This is a genomic window from Peribacillus sp. NPDC060253, assembly GCF_042727425.1.
Lineage (GTDB): Bacteria > Bacillota > Bacilli > Bacillales > DSM-1321 > Peribacillus.
In genome coordinates, this window is record NZ_JBHXAS010000001.1 from 77,388 (window position 1) to 98,319 (window position 20,932).

Genomic DNA, 20,932 nt, shown 5'->3' on the forward strand with positions numbered 1-20,932 from the left:
TCACATTTCATCCATAAATCACATTTAAACCGTCAATGACTCCTTGACTTGGGCGGACGAGCGTTCCCACATGCCTGCATCATGGTTTTTCAGGAAGTCTGCGAGCACACGTTTTGATTTATCGTCCATGTCGTCGACGATGATCTGGCGTTTTAGCGATTTATCCATCCGGTTAACATGCTCCGGAAGGGATTTGTACCCACGCCTGATTGACCGGTCGACCATCATTTCACAGGCTGTCACACCTGCATAATGCGGACCATTTTGAGTGGCTTCAATAGTCACCCAAACAAGCCAGTAAGGTTTGGCATTCGGGACCTCTTCTTTGGTCTTTAAAAATTTAATCCCTTTTTCCACTACACTTCTCGCATGCATCGCTCCTATATCTACTTCGGCTTCACCTGCGTCCACATCAATGATGACCGGAGAAATATTATCGAGCGTCAAAACCCCTGCCCCATATCCGCCATGACCTTCTGTAGGATCGTTTTTTATAATATTGAAGCCTACCTTTTTCTTTGGTTGTTCTTCCATGTTTATATCCCCCTTTATGGTTTGTCATTCTTTATTGGTTAAAAAAACAAAAGTGAAAAAAATTGACTCAAGGTGCCACCTACAAATTTAATACCAGTATCCAAAATTGGCCTAATTGTATATTGACTCAGCGGCGTGATGATCAAAATCAAAAAAATCAGGGAGCCATATTGCTCATACTGGGTCATTTTTGCCCGCAAGTCTGCTGAAACAAGATCCTGAATGATCCTATAACCATCGAGCGGCGGCAGCGGTATCAGATTAAATACAAATAAAAGGACATTTAAATTTATGAGCACATTTAAGAAGGGCTCGACGAAAAAAGGTAAATCAGGTCCAACTCCTGCCGCTAGCAACCCGTAAAAAATTAAAAACCCCAAAATTGCAACAATCAAATTGCTAAACGGACCGGCAAAAGAGACGAGCACTCCTGCCAATTTTGGATTCTTAAAATGAAAACGATTGACCGGTACAGGTCTCGCCCAACCAAATCCAGCTATTAATATTAACAATGTTCCAATCGGATCCAAATGCGAAATCGGGTTCAATGTGACTCTTCCTTCATTCTTTGCAGTCGGGTCACCGAACTTATAAGCCACATAAGCATGGGAAAATTCATGAACCGTAAATGCGATTAACAGTGACACAATGACATATGGAAGTTCTTCCAACCTATAAGCCAAAAACCTTTCTATTTGCTCCAATAGCTTCTCCCCCAATATATATTACCGTTAGTATACATCAAAAGATCAAGAAGTGAAAAAACTCTGACTTCCGTTTCTTGCAATTCTTTTTCCATTGTGAAACACTACAAGATAAGAGAGAAAGGGGGGAAAAGAGATGCCATATGTAACAGTCAAAATGCTTGAAGGCCGTACAGACGAACAGAAAAAGGCTTTAGTCGAAAAAGTGACTGCAGCCGTTACGGAAACAACCGGAGCACCAGCTGAAGCCGTGACGATTTTCATTGAAGAAATGTCAAAAAATCATTTAGCAGTAGCCGGTGTCCGCAAAAGCGACCAATAGGATTTACATAATGGGGAAAAGCTAAGCCATCAATTCGGCTTAGCTTTTGTTTTTAACTGCTCAATATATTCATATGCCTCATCAATTTCTTCAAGCGTATATTTTTGTTTGCTTTTCAGTGTGAAAATTTTCTCGGTGACTTCCTCTTTTTCAAGTGTGTCGAAGTATAACACCGTTGAAACAAGCTCCAAAAACCGGGCATTCTGTTCGTTCATATCCAGTAAGCATGCCCCAAGAGCTGGCATCTCCACTTCCTGAATGGATAGGAAATCCTGGCCGGCATCCGTTATTGAATAACAATATTGATAATACCCCGCTTTTTTTTCCCTTACTTCATTCAAGTAACCCATTTCACAGAGCTCTTCAATCCGTAAGGTCAGCTCCTCCGAATATGGTCCATAAAAGTGAAATTGAAACTTTTCATGAAATGGAAAGGACAGCTTCTTTGCAATATATACGATTTTTTGTAATTTTTTCCGACCCGAGATTTCACCGGCAGTAGAAATTGCATTGATAATGTTTGCATGATCCTTAAACAAGGCTCGTCACTCCTCACCAAAAATGTACCGCTTTAATCCGAAAGCTCCAAAAGCTTACGAATCTGTTTTTTAATATTTTTCTTCGTAGATTCATCACGCAATATATCAGCTGGATAATACAGCTTATGATCCGTTCTTCTTTTCCCTGAAATTGCATCGACAATTTCAGATTCACGAGATAATTCACGAATTTCGCCATTATTTTTCAGCAAGTGAATCGGCAGTCTCTCCTCTTCCTCACCTGGACGATAAAAATCGTATGGCAGATCTGATGAAGAATCGACGACGAGATAATAATCCGGATCGATACCTGCCTTCTTGAATAACGTCCTTAATTCCATCAATCTGTTCATCTGACTGTTTGATGGATGGAATTCCACATATTTAAATAGTTTCCGGTTGACGAAGCGAATGCATAAATCCTTTAAAATCGCATCGCTTTCCTCTTCCCATTCTTCAAAATAATAGAGCATCACGGCTTCATCCATTTTCAAATAGTCCGCTAGGGTCACTTCTCCCTTGAACAATGAATAAAAATGGTGCGGTTCTTGAGCAAACTCATATCCGGATTCATATAAATATTTTGCTCTGTGTAAAATCTTGGTAAGTATAACCTCCGCACTTCTCGTAACGGGATGGAAATAAACCTGCCAATACATTTGGTAGCGGCTCATGATATAATCTTCAACCGCGTGCATCCCGCTTTGTTTTATGACGGCATGCTCTTCCCTTGGCCTCATTACCCGCAAAAGCCTTTCCATATCGAAATGTCCATAACTCACGCCCGTAAAGTAAGCATCACGCTGTAAATAGTCCATTCTATCAGCATCGATCTGACTAGAAATCAGGCTGACTACTAATTTGCCTTTATAGGTTTTCGCAATGACTTCAGCCACATTTTTAGGAAAATCACGCCCTACCCTAAGCAGGATCTTATTCACTTCCGTATCGCCGAGAATGATCTGTTGCGTGAATTGCTCATGATCCAGGTCAAACACCTTTTCAAAAGAATGAGAGAAAGGGCCATGACCTAAATCATGCAGCAGGGCTGCACACAGGGACAGTAACCGTTCCTCTGGCTTCCATTCCGGTCTGCCCTCAAAAACATCATCGACGATTCTTCTGACAATCTCATATACTCCAAGCGAATGGCTAAGCCGACTATGCTCCGCACCATGAAAGGTTAAATAAGTCGTTCCAAGTTGTTTAATCCTGCGAAGACGCTGGAATTCCTTCGTCCCTATTAAATCCCATATAACCCGGTCCCGAACATGTATATATCGGTGCACCGGGTCCTTGAATACTTTTTCTTCTTGTAATTTTTCGCCGGAATATTCCATGAACTACCCTCTTTTTCATAATCTCGATGCATTCATTATAGCGTGTTTTGACAGAAAACCCTAACTTCCCCCTTGCAAGTATGAGGGACCTTTTTGTAAGAAAACGGAAGTTCACGACGGATTTTGTCTCGAAAATAAGGAAATAAAAAATCACCGCAGTGTGTTGAATCTGGGTGATGGATAGCTTGTTCCATTTATCAAAAGCATTCAATCCACTTAAAATACCTATCATGGATCCTACTTTAGTTTTTTATCAATTTTTTCTAGTAACTCGTCTTCTGTCGGTGCAGCAACTGGACGGTTATTGACAAAAGCAAATGATTTCTTTCTGCCTGGACCGCAATAGGATTGACAGCCCACTTCAATTTTCGCGTCGGGATCAAGCTTTTCAAGACGGGGGATCAACGTTTTAATGTTTACCGCCAAGCAGTCATCGCACACTCTGAATTCATTGGACATCCTTCGGTCACCATCCTTTCCATGACAAACTATTTTTCATTCCATTGATACAACTAAAGGGTATTTTACCGTTTCTACCTATGAATATCAAGAGGGCAGGATGATGTGAAAAGGAAAGTGCAGCCAGATGCAAAGGGTGTATTTAATCAAAAAACTAGTATCCTTTTAACCTTTTTGTATAAAAAAACCAAATTTTGTCCAAAATGCTAGTAGAACACCATAAATCATTGCCACAGGATATTTTATATAGTTATTTATTTTAAAAGTTACCAGAAAGGGAGTATGTAGAAATGAAGGTTCGTCAAGACGCCTGGACAGAAGAAGATGATTTGCTTTTGGCAGAAACGGTATTGCGCCATGTGCGGGAAGGCAGCACACAGCTGAATGCTTTTGAAGAGGTAGGGGATAAGCTGAATCGCACCTCTGCCGCATGCGGATTCCGTTGGAATGCAGTTGTCCGCCATAATTATGATAAAGCGCTATCCCTAGCTAAAAAACAACGTAAGCAGCGACAAAGGATTCTTGGAAAAGATCAAGGAGGGAAAAAACGGCTTCTTTATACACCGCCGTCCCCTACGATTTCCGACATAATGGTTCCACATGTACTAGAAGAGGAACTAGAGTTGGAATCCGAAGTCGATACTACCAATTATGAAGCAGCAGAAGAATTTGTAGTGGCGGAAGCTTTAACCCCTAAGCCACAGAATACTCCAGTAATCATGGATAAGGTCATGAACCTTGATACCGTCATCGCCTATTTAGAATCCATGAACGGCAGAATGCTTCAAGCCGAAGTATTAAAAACCGAAAATGAAAGATTGAAGCTTGAAATTAAGGGTTTGAAAAAGCGAAACGAAGAATTGGAGAATAAGATCAGCCACCTAGAACAAAATAGCGGTTTGATGCAAGAAGATTATGAGACTTTGATGAATATCATGAATCGAGCAAGAAAGCTGGTATTGTTAGAGGAAGAGGAACGCCCGGCAACAAAGTTCAAGATGGATCGGAATGGCAATTTGGAGAAAATGGCCGAGTAATGAAATAATGTGGGGTTCCGTTACTTAGATCAACCACATGATAAAGGCCCATTCATCTCCATTCGAAAAAGAGAGTCTAAATAAGGCTCTTTTTTCATGGCTTAAAGTCAAGTATAACCTCTGCTACCAATCATGCAGTCCCTTTTACAGTTTCAGTGAATGCTAAGGTCGTATTAAATATAAAAAGCCGATCCTTTTATAGGTACGGCTTTTTACATGTTTAATCTTTTAATGCATCGAATACTTTATCATTGCGTTCTGCCACTCTTGTTAAGTACGCCTCATACATCGGCCATTCCTCAACAGAAAGGTTGTCAGAGAATATCCTTCCGCTGTGTTCCTTCAATATATGTAGGAACCTGAGCATCACATCTTGAACACTCAATTGTACGTCCAGTAATTCTGAAAGTGATGCCATAACAGAAGGTACGATATCAGGATAGAGGAATTTTGTTTCTGCATTTCCTTTAGCTGCATCATAAAAACCCTTTACGAGACTTGCCCGCTCAGCCCCGCTCCCATTGACGCATAAGTAGATTTGCACCGCTACGCCATTACGAATCCTGCGTTGGGATATACCGGCGAACTTTTTCCCATTTATACTTAAATCATAGCTTCCAGGACAATAGGAACCAACGATTTCCCTTGCCTCAATCCTGACTGGGAAATCGGAAAACATCAATTGGATAAGCTCCCACATCGCATCATACCCTCGATTGATTTCAATTTTCTGCTCGTTTTCCGGAAAAATGAGCGAGAAATTGAGGACCCCCTCATCAAGCACAACAGCCAGTCCTCCGGAATTCCGAACGATAGCCTGGAAATCATGTTCTTCTAAATGATCCAAACCCTTTTTAAGAAAAGGCAACTTCGTATCCTGTATACCCAGGACGATGGTTCGATGGTGTACCCACGCTCTGGCTACGGCCGCTGATTTTCCTGACCCTACAGAAGCGCAAAATGTATCATCCATGGCAAAGGACTCTAGAGCAGGAAACTGAGGCCCTACGGAAGATTGATCAATAACCCGCCACTCTTGTTGCATTAATAATGATTCTGTTTCACTCATAGAAAACTCCCTCTACATTTAATCCTGAAATGGCCTATTTATACTGAGCCACAAAGCCTTGTGCAGCTGTAATGACGGCCAGTTTATATACATCCTCTTCATTGCATCCCCTTGAAAGGTCATTTACAGGACGGTTCAGCCCTTGAAGGATCGGGCCGACCGCTTCGAAGCCAGCCAAACGCTGTACCATTTTATAGCTAATGTTCCCCGCTTCAAGACTTGGGAAAATAAAAACATTCGCATCTCCCTGAATAAGAGAATCAGGTGCTTTTTTTCTTGCTACCGAAGGAACGAAAGCCGCATCAAACTGAAACTCCCCATCCAGCATGATTTGCGGATCCATTTCTTTTGCTAAATCGACAGCATCGATGACCTTTTGGGTCTCGGGTGATATCGCCGACCCCTTCGTCGAAAAGCTCAGCATCGCCACACGCGGTTCGATATCAAACATGAGTGCCGTCTTTGCACTTTCTACGGCAATCTCCGCGAGATCCTGAGAATTAGGGTTTATATTAATCGCACAATCCGCGAACACATACCTTTCTTCATCACGGACCATGATGAATACACCTGATGTTTTTTGGACTCCTGGCTTTGTTTTGATGATCCTTAGGGCGGGACGAACCGTATCTGCAGTCGAATGCGTTGCACCGCTCACCATTCCATGTGCCAGTTTCATATGGACGAGCATGGTTCCAAAATAGTTCTCATCCATTAAGGTTTCACGTGCTTGTACATCAGACGCTTTACCTTCACGGACCTTTACAAACGCTTCAACCATTTCATCCATCATGATATAATTCTTCGGATCATATATTTCGATTGCATCAAGGGAGATTTTTAAATCCTTAGCCTTTTTAGTAATCGAACCAATATCTCCGATCAATACTGGTGTCATTAGTTTGCTCTTGGCAAGCCTTCCTGCCGCTCCCAAAATTCGTTCATCCAATGCTTCCGGAAAAACGATCTTTAAATTATGCCCCATAATTTTTGATTCCAGCATTTCAAATAAATCACTCACTGGCACTTCCTCCTTTTTAGATACGTTTCCCCTATTTTTTCTATATTTAACCATCTGGTAATCTTTCCAAAGTCGTCTTCTTTTAAGAATACTCTAGGAGCAAGGTAAATTCCAGCCACTTTGGTACCCTGACATTCGGCAATTTTGACATTTGTTTGAACACCTAAAAACAGTGATGGTGTTTGCGGGTTGATATAAATTTCCTTATACTGAAACTATGTTATATTAAAGTTATAATAAGACTTAGGAGTGATTGTAATGAGTGAAGCAGCACAAACACTGGACGGCTGGTATTGTTTACATGATTTCCGTCTGATCGATTGGGCTTCTTGGAAAACGTTATCAAGTGACGAACGCCAATTAGCTATCTCAGAATTCCAAGGTTTACTGGATAAATGGAATATGACACAAAGTGACAATGAAGGAAGCCACGCCCTATATTCCATCGTTGGTCAGAAAGCGGATTTCATGCTAATGTTTGCCCGCCCGACCATGGAGGAATTGAATGCAATTGAAACCGAATTCAACAAAACGAAACTTGCCGAATATACAGTTCCTGCTTATTCATACGTTTCCGTTGTGGAATTAAGCAATTACTTAGCAAGTGGAGATGGTGAGGACCCTTACCAGAACCCTCATGTACGTTCTAGATTGTATCCAATCCTTCCAAAGTCCAAACATATATGCTTCTATCCAATGGACAAGCGCCGTGATGGTGATGATAACTGGTATATGCTTTCCATGGAAGAACGCAAAGGCTTAATGCGCTCCCACGGCTTGATTGGCCGCAGTTACGCAGGTAAAGTAAAACAAATCATTTCCGGTTCTGTCGGTTTTGATGATTATGAATGGGGCGTTACACTATTTGCAGATGATGTCCTTCAATTCAAAAAGTTAATCTATGAAATGCGATTTGATGAAGTAAGTGCTCGTTACGCTGCGTTCGGCTCTTTCTTTGTAGGCAATATCCTGCCGGAAGAAAATGTATCTTCTTTCCTATACGTATAAGACGAGTGAGCTTCCGGTTTCCGGAAGCTTTTTTTGCTCCATCTCCTTTTTATTTTCCCCGGCTGTGGAATAAATCCACCCCATATCCCATACATTTTCAATAGTGATGAATTTATTTTTTCACAGTCCCAATCAACTTCCAGAAAAATGACCAAGGCAATGCCTAACTCCAGCGAGGTGAAGGAACGTTACTTTTTAGCCGACAAGAGGGTATAACCTTACCCGTAAAACATGCAAGGCAACCGTTACGTATCATTTAACATTCATTGTGGGTTTTTAAGCCACCCGGGGATTGTCAGAACTTCACAAACAAATACAATACTACCGGTCGCTATAAATCGCACTGTTTCTCCCAGTCCACACTCTCGGATTGTCCAAATTCCACAAAAACAAATAAACCTTGAATTAGGAGGGAATGCAATGTCACAAAATAATCCTTATGGTAATTATCCGTACGGAGGAAGCCCCTATTACCCCTATGAAAATAATGAGGCTGACCCGCGGCAGCAGCAGGGACCTTACCAGCAACAAGCTTACCAGCAGCAAGCATACCAACAACCACAATACCAACAGCAACAGCCCACCACAGCGGGTACGCCACAACAAGCGCCAATGCCGTCCCCTTCCGGTCCGCAGGTGCCTGGCATGCTTCCAGTCGAAGCATCGTACATCGAGAACATCTTGAGATTGAATAAAGGAAAATTAGCCACTGTTTATACGACGTTTGAAAACAACAAGGAATGGAATGCAAAAATCTTCAAAGGAATCATCGAGGCTGCGGGCCGAGATCATTTGATCATAAGCGACCCTCAAACGGGAAAACGGTACTTAATCCCGATGGTATACTTAGATTATATAACGTTTGATGAAGAAATCGAATATGAATACCCATTTGGAGGCGCTGGGCTTGCCACCTATTCGCCAAGGTAAAGAGGATGCCATAAAGAAGCTTCAGAATCTTTTTGATTTTGAGGCTCTTCTTTATGGATCGTTTTTCCATAACGAATTAAAAAAGCTGACCTTAGAAAGATCAGCTAACTTAATTACAAGTACTTATATGCAGCAATGATCATCAAGACCCAAGCAACCAAGAATGACACTCCGCCAAGTGGTGTGATGGCCCCTAGCACTTTTATTTGCGTAACGCTTAAAACGAATAAACTTCCGGAAAACAGGATGATTCCTATTAGCATAAGCCAGCCAGACCAATTGATTAGCGGACTTGAAATCTTCCCAGCCAGTAAACCGATCGCTAATAAACCTACCGCATGGAACATTTGATATTGAACAGCGGTTTGCCACGTTTCTAAATATTTATCGGGAATTTTCCCTTCCAGCCCATGTGCACCGAAAGCGCCAAGTGCTACGGCAATAAACGCATTCAATGCACCTAAAATGATAAACAGTTTCACTAGCATTTCGCTCCCCTTCTCTTAAAAATCGAATAAGGACTCCCCATTGGCCTCATCCATTTTAACCGGTTCTACATTCGATGTAGCCGGCATAACGGACTGGGTCATTGTGATTGGCTTCGGAATGCTGATGTTCCCAGCTTTTTCATCAACCATTACTTCACATAGAGCTTTAATGGCAATTACATACCCCTGCACCTTATCCTCTGAATTTACCTGTTTCGCTTTCAAAACAAGCTCTTCGATCTTATCTAACATTTGTTTTGATGAAATATCCAACTTTACCACCTCGTCTATATACAGGTCAAAACTTTCATAACTAGCATAGCAAAAATCAGAGAAGAAAACACCTTGGATATTCCCCTACTTATCAATTGGCTTGGATTGAAATTTCAAGCATGGCTGTCCCGATGAGCGAAAAACCTCAAGAGAGGGGAGCCTGGATGTTTTGAATTGAAAAGCACGGCAGCCTTTTGGGAAGGTTGGATCCCAAGTTATATAAAAATAGCGGCACGCCATACAATTCACCCGTTCCATTTTCTTCATCGCTTTGAGATTTTCCAATCAATTGGATTTTCCCCTGATTCAATCAGGAATTGATTTGTTTTGGAAAACGGTTTGCCGCCAAAGAAACCACGGGATGCCGACAGCGGACTTGGATGGACTGACTTAATGATTTTATGCCGGTTTTCATCAATCAAAGGGATTTTAGTTTGAGCCGGTTTTCCCCACAGGATAAAAACGACCGGTTTCTGCCGGTCATTCAGCAGACGAATTATTTGATTTGTAAAGGTTTCCCATCCCTTTCCCCGGTGTGAGTGGGCTTCTCCCTCACGGACGGTCAAGACTGCATTCAATAGAAGCACTCCCTGTTCCGCCCATTTAACAAGGTAACCATTGTCTGGAACATCGTAACCTAGATCAGTGTGTAACTCTTTAAAGATATTTCTTAAAGATGGTGGGATGCGAACCTCCGGCTTTACGGAAAAACTAAGGCCATGCGCTTGATGCGGTCCATGGTAAGGGTCCTGTCCCAGGATGACCACCTTTACATTTTCATATGAAGTAAAGTGAAGCGCATTGAAGATGTCATCCTGATCCGGATGAATGACTTGCTGACTGTATTCTTGTTTTACAAATTCCATTAGCTCTTGATAATAACTTTTTTTGAATTCCTCTTCCAATAGAGGCCACCAATCATTTGTTAATAACTGCTTTTTCATTTGCCATAGCCCCTTTCCTCTTTTTGAAACTATATTATATCAAACTAATAGCCCTACCCGTTTCCATAGATTACGATTTATGTTTCTATATACCCCTAACTTGGGAAGATAGATAGTTAGCACGTCATTTAACTCTGTTGGAGGATTCCCTATGAAAAAATGGTACAAAAGAAAACGATTTTATCTGCTTGTCAGCATTTTGATCGTCATTACAGCCGTGATCGTCTATAACAGCTACAAGCCCCTCCCCGAAGGCCTTTCATATGAAGGGAAGGTTCATCATGTCGAGGATATTGATTTCATCTATGACCTTTCCTATCACGATGAACAAGGGAATCCTCAGCATGAGCGGCGAATTTTCCAAACCATTAATCAAGCCATTGAGGATGCTGATTCTTATATCGTAATCGATATGTTTTTGTTTAATGCTTTTTATGATGAAAAGATAAACTATCCAAAGTTATCCGAGACCCTGACGGATAAATTGATAGACCAGAAGAAAAAGAAACCAAAACTCCAGGTGATATTCATTACTGATGAAGTGAATACTTCCTATAATGCCTACCAATTAGAGGCACTCGAAACGATGAAGCAAAATGGCATTGATGTTATCGTTACCAATTTAGACCGGCTTCGAGATCCGAATCCTCTCTATTCAGGTGTGTATCGGACCTTTTTCCAATGGTTCGGTGAAAGCGGGAAAGGCTGGATTGTGAATCCCATGGCAAAAAGTGCTCCAAAGGTCACCATGCGTTCTTATCTTAGACTGATGAATATCAAGGCCAATCACAGAAAAGTGGTCGCTACTGAAAAAACGGCCATCATCTCATCGGCCAATCCTCATGACGCAAGTGGATTCCATTCCAATATTGCGTTTCAGATGGGTGGGAATATCATCGGTGACTTTGTTAAAGCGGAAGAAGCTGCTTACAATTTTTCAGGAGGCCCAAAGACATTTCCGGAATTTAAAGGGGCAACTGCCGATAAGGGTCCGATATCCGTACAATTGCTAACGGAAGGAAAAATTAATAAACATGTCCTTAAGTCAATAAGGGATACGAAAAAAGGGGACAAAATCCATCTTGCCATGTTTTACATTGCTGATCGCGATGTTGTCGAGGCGTTAACGGATGCAGCTAAACGAGGTGTGAAGATTCAAATGATATTGGATCCGAATCAAAACGCGTTCGGAAGTGAAAAAATCGGGCTTCCTAATCTTCCAGTTGCCGCTGAATTCGATAAACTGGGAGATGATAACATCTCGATTCGCTGGTATAAAACAGAAAAAGAACAGTTCCATACAAAGCTGATGATGATACAAACGCCTAAAGAAACGATTGTTCTTGGAGGATCGGCTAATTACACCACACGCAATCTAGATGACTATAATCTTGAAGCAAATATTGAAATCCATGCTCCAAATGATGCGGACGTTTCTAATGATGTCGAAAACTATTTTCAAAGACTTTGGACAAATCAAGATGGAACATACACTGTAGATTATAGTGAATATCAAAAGAAGCTACCTGTTTTCAAATATTTGACCTATCGCATTCAAAAGGTGCTCCGCTTCACCACTTACTAAATTATTTCGGTGAATGATGTTTATCGATGCCCAAACAAGGTTATATACTACTATAGCCAATCAACAACCACGACAAGCAAGATTCTATTTACCTATTACCAAGAGAATCTTACACTAAAATTCAAGGAGGAGTTTATATGTATCAAGTACATGTAGTAGAAAACGGTTTACAAGCAAAGGAAAAAATCGATCATTTAGTTACTTCAGGATATACGAAGGACGATGTATATTTGTTTGCCCATGATAAAACGCGTTCGAAGCACCTTACCGAGAATACAAGTACGGAAGATGTAGGCATGAAGGAACAAGGCTTCCTTGATACGGTTGGAAATCTCTTTAAATCACGTGGGGACGAACTTCGTAATCGCATGAGCAATCTTGGTCTTACGGATATGGAAGCAGAACGTTACGAGGAAGTACTTGACGAAGGGAAAGTCGTCATCGTTGCTTCCAAACAAGAGAATAAAGATGAGGTTACACACTAATATCCGTTAACCCTTACCCTATATGGATTCATCTAAAAGCGAGGCCCCAAAACCGGCGGCCTCGCTTTTTACTATTCATTATCCCAGGATACTTTGGTAAGTGGCCCTTGCATGAACCATATCCTTTGTACCGTGAATCAATGCCCGGCCATCCTCGAAAATGACAATACGTTCCCCATCTTTTTCACAAGAGAGCAGGAATGGATTGAACTTCACCAAATAACCACTTCCGTTCAAATCTTTGGCTAACTTCTCAAGTTGCAGTTTCAAAGGTTTTGGCGGTCTGACCTGTACAGTATCCCTGCCGCAAAGAACCGCAGTTTTCGTTGCATTTTCCATAGTTAAAAAAGGGTATGTCCTCTGCTCACCACAAGAGAGACAATCTTTCTTTTTCGCTTTTGTTAATTTAACAGTTTGGTACTGATTGCGCCACAAATCAAATGTAACGAGTGCAGGTCGAACCGATTCCCAATCTTCAACAAGTATTTTCAAAGATTCAGCGGTTTGATGGGCTACCACCATCGTTGCAGCTGGTGATATGATCCCTCCTGTGTCACAGGTCATTCCTTGGATGGGGATCGTTTTAAGTAAACAGTGCAAACAGGGTGTCTGACCTGGCAGGATGGTCATGGTCATGCCGACACTGCCGACACATGCCCCATAAATCCACGGAATACGAAGTTTTTGTGACAGGTCATTAATGATCATCCTTGTTTCAAAATTATCGGTGGCGTCCAATATCAAATCAACATCACCAAGCATCTGTTCAAGATTCTGGGCGGTGGCATCCATGATGACGGCTTTCACATCCACTTCATGATTAATATCAAGTAAATGGCGCTTTGCCGCTTCAGCCTTTGGCAGTTTTTCCGCCACATCCTGCTCCGTATACATTTGCTGGCGCTGTAAATTACTAGTCTCGACATAATCCCTGTCCACAATAGTAAGCTTCCCCACTCCTGCACGGGTAAGGGCTTCTGCGTTTGCAGACCCCAAAGCCCCTGCCCCTAGAAGTAAGACATGCTTCTTCTGAATTTTTAATTGGCCCCTTTCACCGATGGGGGAAAATAAGGTCTGTCTTGAATATCGCTCTGTCACTTTGAAACCTCCTTACCGATTTGCTCAGCCTCCACTGACAGGTGGAATGAAGGCTACTGTATCTCCATCAGATAAAATCGTGTCATCATCGGCAAATTCTTCATTGACCGCTGTCATCACGGTTTCGAGACCTTCCAATTCAAATTCCACCTTCATCTTTCCTTTAAGCTTGGCCACACTCATTCCATTTCCTTCTATAGAAATGGTCTCTTTGCCTAGCTCATCTTTCAATTGGGCAAATAAAAGTACATTAATCATTGCTATCCACCTCTATTGGTTTTCCTGTTGGATAAGGAACAGTTTCCAGCTGGTTTCCCACCCATGTCTCCCCATCTTCCCAGTGTTCTTTTTTCCAAATTGGGACGATTTCTTTAATTCTTTCAATCGCATACCTATTTGCTTCATATGCATCATTTCGATGTGGCGTACTAACAGCAATAACGACTGCGATATCCGTGATTTCAAGTTTGCCAACTCGATGGGTGATCGCCGTTTCTGCATCAGGCCAACGTTCCTTAATTTCAGATCCAATTTGCTCCAATTTCTTAATAGCCATCGGTACATATGCTTCGTAAATTAAGAAAAGTGTCTTTTTTCCCTTGGTCATTTCCCTTACTGTACCAATAAAGGTCGTAATGGCACCTGCATTCCGCTCGATTACTTTATCTATCACTTCCTGGATGACAATAGGCTCTTTTGAAATATGATAATTCATGTCTACCACCCTTTATATAATTCAGTTTGATTAATATACCCTGCTTCTTGATAATCTTCCCGCGTATTCATATTGAAAAAGAGGTGTTGAAAATGTTCAGGATTCTCATGATATAACATAAAGTCCGTTTCCTTTACGATTTTCACCGAAATCTTTTCCAAAAACCGACCCATTTTTAATTCGTGCTTTACTAAACACTCTGTCAATACAGGAAGACACCTTTTATGATAAACAGCAAAAAGCGGCTGGATCCTGCCATTTATTTCTGGAATGACAGCATCGAAATCCGTTTCATAAAAAGAAATGATTTCTTTTATGGCTTCTGCACTCACAAAGGGCATATCACAGGCTGTCAGGAATTGCAGATCTGTTTTCGAGGAGCTCATCCCTGCATGCAATCCGCCAAGAGGTCCTTGATCTTTATGTAAATCCGATATTAACGGAAGCTGCAGAAAGCGATAATCTTCAAATGTATTTGTAATGACCAGAATTTTTTCCGACACCTTTTTCAGCTCGGAGGCAACTCTTGAAATGTTCACAACTCCCCCTATTGTCAACAGGGCTTTATTCACACCCATACGGCTTGATTTACCACCAGCTAAAAGCAACATCGTCCATTCCATCAGACTCACCCTTCCTATTTTGGGGTTTAATCCAACATCCTACGGTAAAGTATAATAATTGTGTCCTTTAAAATAGCATCCACTATATTTAAATATTTTAAATCAACTTTGAGAATAATGACACTTTCACAAACTTTGCTTACATATTAAAAGATTGAATAGCGCATATTTCTTGGATGAACCAATCTAAAAAGCAGGATTTCCATCTATTCAATTCTCAATACCATGTATTCATCCACTTTTAAAAAAAGCTTATACGAGGCCATGCCATGTCCATCCTAAAGGCAATCATTTTAAGGTGAAAACTAAGTTTTACATAAAAGAAATTTTGGTATATTCTAAAAACAGGATATTACCTGGTATGCTGATAATATCGATATCTAATTCTCCTGAGGAGGTCACATAATGACTATGAAAAGAGCTATGACAGTTGCTGGATCGGATTCCAGCGGCGGTGCAGGTCTTCAAGCTGATTTAAAGACATTTCAAGAATTTGGAGTTTACGGTATGTCCGCTTTAACGACAATCGTGACGATGGATCCTAAGAATGGCTGGTCTCATAATGTTTTCCCCACACCTGTCGAGGTTTTGGAAGCCCAAATCGAAACGATTCTATCAATCGGCATTGATGCCATGAAAACGGGAATGCTTGGATCAGTAGAAATCATTGAACTTGTTGCCCGTAAAATAGACGAGTTGAAACTGGACAAAGTCGTTATCGATCCAGTTATGGTATGTAAAGGTGAAGATGAAGTATTGCACCCAGAAACGGCCATAGCTCTGCGCGACCTTCTTGTCCCACGCGCAACTGTAGTTACGCCAAACTTGTTCGAGGCTGCTCAGTTAGCAGGAACAGCGCCAATCAAAACGATCGATGATATGAAGGGTGCAGCTGAAAAAATCCATGCACTTGGTGCAAAATATGTCTTGATCAAAGGCGGAAATAAGCTCGATCATGACAAAGCAATCGACCTTTTATTTGACGGAAACGAATTCGAGATTCTTGAATCCGAGAAAATCGAAACAACCAATACACATGGTGCCGGCTGTTCTTCTTCAGCAGCCATTGCCGCTCAATTGGCTGAAGGAAAAAGTCCACGTGAGGCTATCTATATTTCAAAAGACTTCATTACCGAAGCAGTTCGCCATTCTTGGAGGATGAATGACTATGTAGGACCTGTCAATCATGGCGCATACCATAAATATGGTGCTGCTCAACACACACAAAAATAAAACATCTAATTTACTGGCCGCTCAAATTAATCGAGCGGCCTTTTTCGCTTTTTTTGCTTTTATTTAGTAAAATAGAAAGAAGGAAAAGCTTATCTAGCCGCCCAGTTAAGGAGGAAATTATAGAATGAAACCTATAGACCGTACAGAGGTGCAAAATGCTATTGATTCTTTTGCCGGACAAGATGTATATCTTCACCTTGAAACGACAAATGGTGCCTATGCCACTCATGTAGATGAAGCTTTCTTTTCGGCAGGCGCTTATATTCGTAATGCTTTAATACAATATGAACACGGGAAGATAGTTGGCGATGGACCTTATCGCATCGGCTTAAAGCTCAATATTGGCTGGGTATATGCAGAAGGCGTGAACCACTTCGAAATGGATGAACAAGGGAGACTGCTGTTGGCAGGTCTTGATTTTTCCGGAAAGCTTGCTGTCTCCATGCAACTCAGTCCCACTCCCTTTGAATGATTACAACATGATTGATATACGATGAATAACTACCATTCACCGATAATAATACCCCACTGTAAGTAGAACGGAAGGAGAAATATACCTTGGAAAAAGAACGTCATGTACTCGTTATATTCCCACATCCCGATGATGAAGCCTTTTCGGTTTCTGGAACACTTGCCCTCCATAGAGAAGCGGGCACGCCTGTTACCTATTTATGCTTAACACTAGGAGAAATGGGACGTAATTTAGGAAATCCACCATTTGCAACAAGAGAATCGCTCCCTAAAATTCGCCAAAAGGAATTAATCGATGCAGCGAATGCGATTGGCATCCAAGATTTACGCATGCTAGGTTTGCGTGATAAGACGATAGAATTCGAAGATGATGAAAAGCTGACTTCATTATTTACGGATGCCATAATTGAATTGAATCCTTCATTGATCATTACGTTTTACCCAGGGTACAGTGTCCATCCAGACCATGAAGCGACAGCACGGGCTGTGGTTCGGGCTGTGGAAAGAATGGAAGAAAAAGAGAGACCTAAACTTCATTGTGTCGCGTTCTCCAATAACTGCATCGACGAGTTAGGGCACCCTGACATCATCCATGATATCTCTACCGTCGAAGAAAAAAAGGTAGCAGCATTTACTGCACACCGTTCGCAAACGCAGGCAATGGTGATCGAATGGAAAAAGAAATTCGAAAATCAGGACGCTGATTTTCTTGACTGGATCCGCAAAGAACGATTATGGACCTATAAGTTTTAAAGAAACCGCCGATAAGGCGGTTTTTTTGTTTATGGCATAAAAAAAAACGCCTGTGGATTACAGGCGGAGAAAAGGGGGATATTTTGGAAAATCAATCATAATATAAGCATCCCCAAAATTTTCGATTTTATACAGGCATCCAAAAAATTAAGCAGACAAACGTTCCTCTATTTGCATTTTCTTTCTTACAGAGGCTTTTTTACCATGTGCCAAGAAATAAATTCCAATAAGAATGAATGCAAAGATCGACATTCCTATGAACAAACCTTTGAACCCGGTAAATGGAATGAGGAATCCCAATAGGAATGGGCCAACACCAATCCCAAAATCATACATTGTAAAAAACGTGGATGTGGCTAATCCCATCCGATTTGATGGGGCTTCTTTAATGGAAATAGCTTGACAGCTTGATTGGAACGTACCATATCCCACTCCAATAAAGGCACCGGCAATCAGAAGCGTGATGCCATGATGAGATTGACTGAGGATGACCATACCGATGGCAAATAGGAAGAGCGATGGATAGATAACTGCATTCTCTCCCTTCACATCAAACATTCGTCCTGTAAACGGACGGGACGCCAAAAGGAATACAGCAAATACCACAAAGAAAAAGCTTGCGGCATCCATTAGATTCATTTCTTTTGCAAAAGATGTTAAATAGGACAAGATGCTCGAATACGTAAATCCGGCAAATCCGATAAAAATGGAAATGGGCAGGGCCCTTTTTTCAAAGTAATCACTGATTTTAAACCCTTTTTGCGGTGAAGCTTTTCCTTTTTCTCCTTCAGGAACATTCATGAATAGCGATGCGACTAAAGAAAATGCAGCAAATAAAGAGCCAGCATAAAAAATGATGGAATAACTAAAATGCTGTGTGATCAGCAATCCAATAAACGGACCGAATGCCATTGCCAAGTTTGTACTCATGGCAAAATAACCTGTACCTTCCCCACGTCTTTCATTCGGAATGATATCTGCAGCAATCGTTCCAGTTGCCGTAGTGGCAAGGCCAAAAGCAAATCCATGAATCAGTCGATTGATCAATAAGAGGGATAAACTATTCACGAGGAAATAACCAACGGACGCAATCAGAAATAAAACCAAGGATCCCAGCAACATCTTTCTGCGGCCGATCTTGTCAATTTTTTTCCCTGCAATCGGTCTAACAAGCACGGCCCCGAGGACAAAGATACTTGAGGCAAGTCCTGCTTGTGCTTGCGATGCATGAAAGTTATCAATCGTGTAAATGGTCAATGTCACCATCAAGACATAAAAAGTTAAAAATAGAAAAAAGTTCGCAGACGACACAATCAGAAAGTCTTTCGTCCACAATTTCGGTTTTTGATTCATTTCAATCCTTCTTCCTTACTATTGTTTTAATTTTCCCTTTAGAAATAATAAAGTTCGTAACGTTGCTTCTCGATCCTCTTCAGCCAAACCGGTCATTAATTGAAGTTCAAATTCTTCAACTACCTTTTTGGCCTCTTGATAAGTCCTTACACCAGGCTCCGTTAACTGTATTCTCCGCTCCCGCTTATCCTTTCCTGGGATTTGTTCAATCAAACCACGTTCTTCCAAACGGTTTACCGTCCGGGTTACCGTCGGTTTCTCCACATCTAGATAAGTACTTATTTCAACAAGCGTAGAACAGCCATACTGATACAGATAATAAACAATCAGCCACTGGGAATGAAAAAGATCAACCTTAGCCAATTGTTCATTCAACTTTTTGGTAAATGACCTTGAAAATTGTAAGTTATGATGAAAAAAACCATTATGAAAGGACAAAAGTATTTCCTCCTATATTATAGTTACCTAGGTAACTATACACCTGTAAATTAGAAATGTCCAGCCTTCAGATGAAGAAAAACAACTAGATTGCCGTTATCTCCACGACTTTAACACAACAAATTTGATGCTTTTACTCGTGAGTTTGGGACGTTTACTCGTGAATTTGTCGCTTTTACTCGTAAATTCGAGCCTTACTAGTGAGTTTCGCGCGTTTACTCATGTTTGACGCGTTTACTCATGAATTTGGAGTGCTTACTCGTAAGTTTCGGGCTTTTACTCGTGAATTTGACGCTTTTACTCGTGAGTTTGGGACGTTTACTCGTGAGTTTGACGCGTCTACTCATGAATTCGAGCCTTACTCGTGAGTTTCGGGCTTTTACTCGTGAATTTGACGCTTTTACTCGTGAATTTGACGCTTTTACTCGTGAGTTTGGGACGTTTACTGAAAGTTTGACGCGTTTTCTCATGAATTCGAGCCTTACTCGTGAATTTGGTGTGCTTACTCGTGAGTTTCGGGCATTTACTCGTGAATATGACGCTTTTACTCGTGAGTTGGGACGTTTATTCGTGAATTTGACGCTTTTACTCATGAATTCGAGCCTTACTCGTGGGTTTCGCGCGTTTACTCGTGAGTTTGACGCCTTTACTCGTGAATTTGACGCTTTTACTCGTGAGTTTTGCCCTTTTACTCGTGAATTCATGCGCTACTCGAGTTTCGGACATTTACTCGTGAATTTGACGCCTTTACTCGTGAATTCATGCGCTACTCGAGTTCGAGACTTACTCGTGAGTTTGAAGCCTTTACTCATGAATTCGAGCCTTACTCGTGAGTTTGACGCCTTTACTCGTGAATTTGACGCTTTTACTCGTGAGTTTGGGACGTTTACTGAAAGTTTGACGCGTTTTCTCATGAATTCGAGCCTTACTCGTGAATTTGGGGTGCTTACTCGTGAGTTTTGCCCTTTTACCCGTGAATTTGACGCTTTTACTCGTGAATTTGGGGTGCTTACTCGTGAGTTTCGCGCGTTTACTCGTGAGTTTGGGACGTTTACTCGTGAGTTTTGCCCTTTTACTCGTGAATTCATGCGCTACTCGAGTTCGAGCCTTACTCGTGAATTTGGAGTGCTTACTCGTGAGTTTCGCGTGTTTACTCGTAAGTTTGACGCGTTTTCTCATGAATTCGAGCCTTACTCTTGAATTTGGAGTGCTTACTCGTGAGTTTTGCCCCTTTACTCGTGAATTTGACGCCTTTACTCGTGAGTTTGACGCTTTTACTCGTGAGTTTGGGACGTTTACTCGTGAGTTTTGCCCCTTTACTCGTGAGTTTTGGGACGTTTACTCGTGAGTTTTGCCCTTTTACTCGTGAATTCATGCGCTACTCGAGTTCGAGACTTACTCGTGAGCTTGGGGCATTAAATCGATGCCATGCTGCTACGTAGGGATCGATGCTTCAAGCCCCTAAACAAAAGAAGCCTCCGCTATTTAGCGAAGGCTCCTTTCGTTCTTC

Annotated in this window: 27 protein-coding genes; 11 read left to right on the forward strand and 16 right to left on the reverse strand. The window is 41.4% G+C overall.

Translation table 11 applies throughout. The features are described from left to right. Positions 1–24 precede the first annotated feature (24 nt). Together ACFWE9_RS00385 and ACFWE9_RS00390 are read right to left on the reverse strand one after the other, a co-directional pair. Positions 25–534, reverse strand: a complete 510-nt coding sequence (locus ACFWE9_RS00385) for a YwhD family protein (RefSeq protein WP_230159180.1) — start codon at positions 532–534, stop codon at positions 25–27. 38 nt (positions 535–572) lie between these two features. Further along, entirely contained in the window at positions 573–1,229 is a 657-nt protein-coding gene (locus ACFWE9_RS00390) for a site-2 protease family protein (RefSeq protein ID WP_230159241.1), read from the reverse strand. A gap of 145 nt (positions 1,230–1,374) precedes the next feature. Here ACFWE9_RS00390 and ACFWE9_RS00395 point away from each other — a divergent pair, with 145 nt between their 5' ends. Then, the gene (locus ACFWE9_RS00395) at positions 1,375–1,560 is read left to right on the forward strand and encodes a 2-hydroxymuconate tautomerase (protein WP_061465772.1); all 186 of its coding nucleotides are present in this window, start codon (positions 1,375–1,377) and stop codon (positions 1,558–1,560) included. 29 nt (positions 1,561–1,589) lie between these two features. Here ACFWE9_RS00395 and ACFWE9_RS00400 read toward each other — a convergent pair whose 3' ends face one another. The 3 genes from ACFWE9_RS00400 to ACFWE9_RS00410 form a co-directional block, all read right to left on the reverse strand. Continuing rightward, positions 1,590–2,099 (reverse strand): YwgA family protein, encoded by a 510-nt coding sequence (locus ACFWE9_RS00400; protein WP_377355298.1) that lies wholly within the window; start codon positions 2,097–2,099, stop codon positions 1,590–1,592. A gap of 32 nt (positions 2,100–2,131) precedes the next feature. Further along, complete coding sequence (locus ACFWE9_RS00405; RefSeq protein WP_230159178.1) at positions 2,132–3,439, reverse strand: HD domain-containing protein; 1,308 nt, start codon at positions 3,437–3,439, stop codon at positions 2,132–2,134. A 237-nt stretch (positions 3,440–3,676) separates the two neighbouring features. Next, entirely contained in the window at positions 3,677–3,898 is a 222-nt protein-coding gene (locus ACFWE9_RS00410) for a YuzB family protein (RefSeq protein WP_377355299.1), read from the reverse strand. Positions 3,899–4,188: 290 nt separating this feature from the next. On the opposite strand from ACFWE9_RS00410, the gene ACFWE9_RS00415 reads away from it, so the two are divergent. Then, positions 4,189–4,935, forward strand: coding sequence for an RsfA family transcriptional regulator (locus tag ACFWE9_RS00415; protein ID WP_230159176.1), 747 nt, complete (start codon positions 4,189–4,191; stop codon positions 4,933–4,935). A 220-nt stretch (positions 4,936–5,155) separates the two neighbouring features. On the opposite strand, the gene lipL is transcribed toward ACFWE9_RS00415, so the two are convergent. Both lipL and pta read right to left on the reverse strand, forming a co-directional pair. After that, positions 5,156–6,004, reverse strand: a complete 849-nt coding sequence (lipL, locus tag ACFWE9_RS00420) for an octanoyl-[GcvH]:protein N-octanoyltransferase (protein ID WP_230159175.1) — start codon at positions 6,002–6,004, stop codon at positions 5,156–5,158. A gap of 34 nt (positions 6,005–6,038) precedes the next feature. Next, positions 6,039–7,025, reverse strand: coding sequence for a phosphate acetyltransferase (gene pta, locus ACFWE9_RS00425; RefSeq protein ID WP_377355300.1), 987 nt, complete (start codon positions 7,023–7,025; stop codon positions 6,039–6,041). Between the two features lie 258 nt (positions 7,026–7,283). Between pta and hemQ the strand changes: the two genes are divergently transcribed. After that, the gene (hemQ, locus tag ACFWE9_RS00430; protein WP_230159173.1) at positions 7,284–8,033 is read left to right on the forward strand and encodes a hydrogen peroxide-dependent heme synthase; all 750 of its coding nucleotides are present in this window, start codon (positions 7,284–7,286) and stop codon (positions 8,031–8,033) included. 420 nt (positions 8,034–8,453) lie between these two features. After that, positions 8,454–8,963: a spore coat protein GerQ gene (gerQ, locus tag ACFWE9_RS00435; protein ID WP_230159172.1), complete on the forward strand. Its 510-nt coding sequence runs from the start codon at positions 8,454–8,456 to the stop codon at positions 8,961–8,963. A gap of 113 nt (positions 8,964–9,076) precedes the next feature. Here the strand turns inward: gerQ and ACFWE9_RS00440 are convergent, their stop codons facing one another. The 3 genes from ACFWE9_RS00440 to ACFWE9_RS00450 all read right to left on the reverse strand — a co-directional run bounded on the left by ACFWE9_RS00440 (position 9,077) and on the right by ACFWE9_RS00450 (position 10,668). After that, a complete protein-coding gene (locus ACFWE9_RS00440; protein ID WP_230159240.1) occupies positions 9,077–9,445 on the reverse strand; it encodes a DUF423 domain-containing protein in 369 nt (122 codons plus the stop codon). Positions 9,446–9,466: 21 nt separating this feature from the next. Beyond that, positions 9,467–9,724: a YwdI family protein gene (locus ACFWE9_RS00445; protein WP_230159171.1), complete on the reverse strand. Its 258-nt coding sequence runs from the start codon at positions 9,722–9,724 to the stop codon at positions 9,467–9,469. A 263-nt stretch (positions 9,725–9,987) separates the two neighbouring features. Beyond that, complete coding sequence (locus ACFWE9_RS00450; RefSeq protein ID WP_377355301.1) at positions 9,988–10,668, reverse strand: uracil-DNA glycosylase; 681 nt, start codon at positions 10,666–10,668, stop codon at positions 9,988–9,990. 151 nt (positions 10,669–10,819) lie between these two features. On the opposite strand from ACFWE9_RS00450, the gene ACFWE9_RS00455 reads away from it, so the two are divergent. Both ACFWE9_RS00455 and ACFWE9_RS00460 read left to right on the forward strand, forming a co-directional pair. Continuing rightward, positions 10,820–12,253, forward strand: coding sequence for a phospholipase D family protein (locus ACFWE9_RS00455; RefSeq protein ID WP_377355302.1), 1,434 nt, complete (start codon positions 10,820–10,822; stop codon positions 12,251–12,253). A gap of 137 nt (positions 12,254–12,390) precedes the next feature. Continuing rightward, entirely contained in the window at positions 12,391–12,738 is a 348-nt protein-coding gene (locus ACFWE9_RS00460; RefSeq protein WP_377355303.1) for a YflT domain-containing protein, read from the forward strand. 78 nt (positions 12,739–12,816) lie between these two features. Here ACFWE9_RS00460 and ACFWE9_RS00465 read toward each other — a convergent pair whose 3' ends face one another. Genes ACFWE9_RS00465 through mobA form a run of 4 tightly spaced genes read right to left on the reverse strand, consistent with a single transcriptional unit; the run spans position 12,817 to position 15,174 of the window. Beyond that, positions 12,817–13,836 (reverse strand): MoeB/ThiF family adenylyltransferase, encoded by a 1,020-nt coding sequence (locus ACFWE9_RS00465; RefSeq protein ID WP_230159167.1) that lies wholly within the window; start codon positions 13,834–13,836, stop codon positions 12,817–12,819. A 24-nt stretch (positions 13,837–13,860) separates the two neighbouring features. After that, on the reverse strand, positions 13,861–14,094 hold the full coding sequence (moaD, locus tag ACFWE9_RS00470; protein WP_230159166.1) for a molybdopterin converting factor subunit 1: 234 nt from the start codon (positions 14,092–14,094) through the stop codon (positions 13,861–13,863). Next, entirely contained in the window at positions 14,087–14,551 is a 465-nt protein-coding gene (locus ACFWE9_RS00475; RefSeq protein WP_230159165.1) for a molybdenum cofactor biosynthesis protein MoaE, read from the reverse strand. Before ACFWE9_RS00475 ends, moaD begins: the two co-directional genes overlap by 8 nt. A 2-nt stretch (positions 14,552–14,553) precedes the next feature. Beyond that, positions 14,554–15,174 (reverse strand): molybdenum cofactor guanylyltransferase, encoded by a 621-nt coding sequence (mobA, locus tag ACFWE9_RS00480; protein WP_230159164.1) that lies wholly within the window; start codon positions 15,172–15,174, stop codon positions 14,554–14,556. Between the two features lie 405 nt (positions 15,175–15,579). Here mobA and pdxK point away from each other — a divergent pair, with 405 nt between their 5' ends. The 3 genes from pdxK to bshB2 all read left to right on the forward strand — a co-directional run bounded on the left by pdxK (position 15,580) and on the right by bshB2 (position 17,631). Further along, positions 15,580–16,407 (forward strand): pyridoxine/pyridoxal/pyridoxamine kinase, encoded by an 828-nt coding sequence (gene pdxK / locus ACFWE9_RS00485; protein ID WP_230159163.1) that lies wholly within the window; start codon positions 15,580–15,582, stop codon positions 16,405–16,407. A gap of 124 nt (positions 16,408–16,531) precedes the next feature. After that, a complete protein-coding gene (locus ACFWE9_RS00490; protein WP_096339115.1) occupies positions 16,532–16,879 on the forward strand; it encodes a YojF family protein in 348 nt (115 codons plus the stop codon). A gap of 86 nt (positions 16,880–16,965) precedes the next feature. After that, a complete protein-coding gene (gene bshB2, locus ACFWE9_RS00495) occupies positions 16,966–17,631 on the forward strand; it encodes a bacillithiol biosynthesis deacetylase BshB2 (protein ID WP_377355304.1) in 666 nt (221 codons plus the stop codon). Between the two features lie 147 nt (positions 17,632–17,778). Here bshB2 and ACFWE9_RS00500 read toward each other — a convergent pair whose 3' ends face one another. Both ACFWE9_RS00500 and ACFWE9_RS00505 read right to left on the reverse strand, forming a co-directional pair. Continuing rightward, positions 17,779–18,984, reverse strand: a complete 1,206-nt coding sequence (locus ACFWE9_RS00500) for an MFS transporter (RefSeq protein ID WP_377355305.1) — start codon at positions 18,982–18,984, stop codon at positions 17,779–17,781. A gap of 18 nt (positions 18,985–19,002) precedes the next feature. Beyond that, positions 19,003–19,422 carry a MarR family winged helix-turn-helix transcriptional regulator gene (locus ACFWE9_RS00505; protein WP_377355306.1) on the reverse strand — a complete coding sequence of 140 codons (420 nt, stop codon included), beginning with the start codon at positions 19,420–19,422 and terminating at the stop codon, positions 19,003–19,005. A 240-nt stretch (positions 19,423–19,662) separates the two neighbouring features. Here ACFWE9_RS00505 and ACFWE9_RS00510 point away from each other — a divergent pair, with 240 nt between their 5' ends. Next, positions 19,663–20,622 carry a hypothetical protein gene (locus tag ACFWE9_RS00510; protein WP_377355307.1) on the forward strand — a complete coding sequence of 320 codons (960 nt, stop codon included), beginning with the start codon at positions 19,663–19,665 and terminating at the stop codon, positions 20,620–20,622. A 17-nt stretch (positions 20,623–20,639) separates the two neighbouring features. After that, positions 20,640–20,864, forward strand: coding sequence for a hypothetical protein (locus ACFWE9_RS00515; protein ID WP_377355308.1), 225 nt, complete (start codon positions 20,640–20,642; stop codon positions 20,862–20,864). The last annotated feature ends 68 nt before the right edge of the window (positions 20,865–20,932 follow it).